Genomic DNA, 951 nt, shown 5'->3' on the forward strand with positions numbered 1-951 from the left:
TGACTAATTGTTCCTCCAGCTCTTTTAATAAAGGCCATTCTGTGGTAAGATGTTTCATGGACTCTCTCCCTCCTGTTTTATGGATGTTGGTCATCACCATCATAGCAGGGAGAGAGTCCTTTTTGCACGACATTTGCTTTTTCTACCGCGCTTCGCTTGGTGGCCCCGACGAGCGTCGCGAACAAAAGTTCGCAACCCTCGTCGGGGATCATTTCGGAATGTCACCCACAAATATTTTACTCACACCCTATAGCACGTCGAGTTCGGAGACGGTGCTCCCGAAAATTATGGAAAAAATGGAGAGGTTCGGTTGCCCGAAGGCTGTCACCTCGTTTGTCGTTCCGACCGGCTATTCGTTCAACTTGGATGGGTCGACGTTGTATCAGGCGCTGGCGGCTGTATTTATCGCCCAACTCTATGGCATTGACATGCCGCTGTCGCAACAAATTTCGCTCGTACTCGTCTTGATGGTGACGTCCAAAGGAATCGCCGGCGTCCCGGGCGTTTCGTTCGTCGTGTTGTTGGCGACGCTCGGCACAGTCGGCATTCCGGTCGAAGGATTGGCGTTTATCGCCGGCATTGACCGCATTTTGGATATGGCGCGCACCGTTGTGAATGTTATCGGCAACTCGCTGGCAGCGGTCGTCATGTCGAAATGGGAAGGGCAATATAACGAAGAACAAGGGAAACAATATATTGCCGAACTGCGCCAGCAAAGCGCCTGACCGGGAAAACAGCGGCTGATCGTTCAGCCGCTGTTTCGCTTTATGCGCAAAAACAGTTGCCGGACCGCAATGTGTTCGCTATATTTATCTTAATTAGGGGAGAAGACTCCCACTTCAACGAAGCGAAGCGGAGTAAGTGGGAGATGAATCGCCTTAACTATATTTTGCTGAAAATAGGATAGATTCAGTAAAATATAGTATAATATAGTTAGATGGGAGGTGAAAA

General features: G+C 49.4%; 1 protein-coding gene. It reads left to right on the forward strand.

Features of this window, described 5'->3' with window-relative positions:
- Window positions 1-725: cation:dicarboxylate symporter family transporter (locus ETC02_RS16700; RefSeq protein ID WP_371810223.1), on the forward strand; the 725-nt coding region annotated here is incomplete at its 5' end.
- Window positions 726-951: the final 226 nt, after the last annotated feature.

Origin of the sequence: Geobacillus sp. DSP4a (assembly GCF_013096875.1) — a bacterium.
Taxonomy (GTDB): domain Bacteria; phylum Bacillota; class Bacilli; order Bacillales; family Anoxybacillaceae; genus Geobacillus; species Geobacillus thermophilus.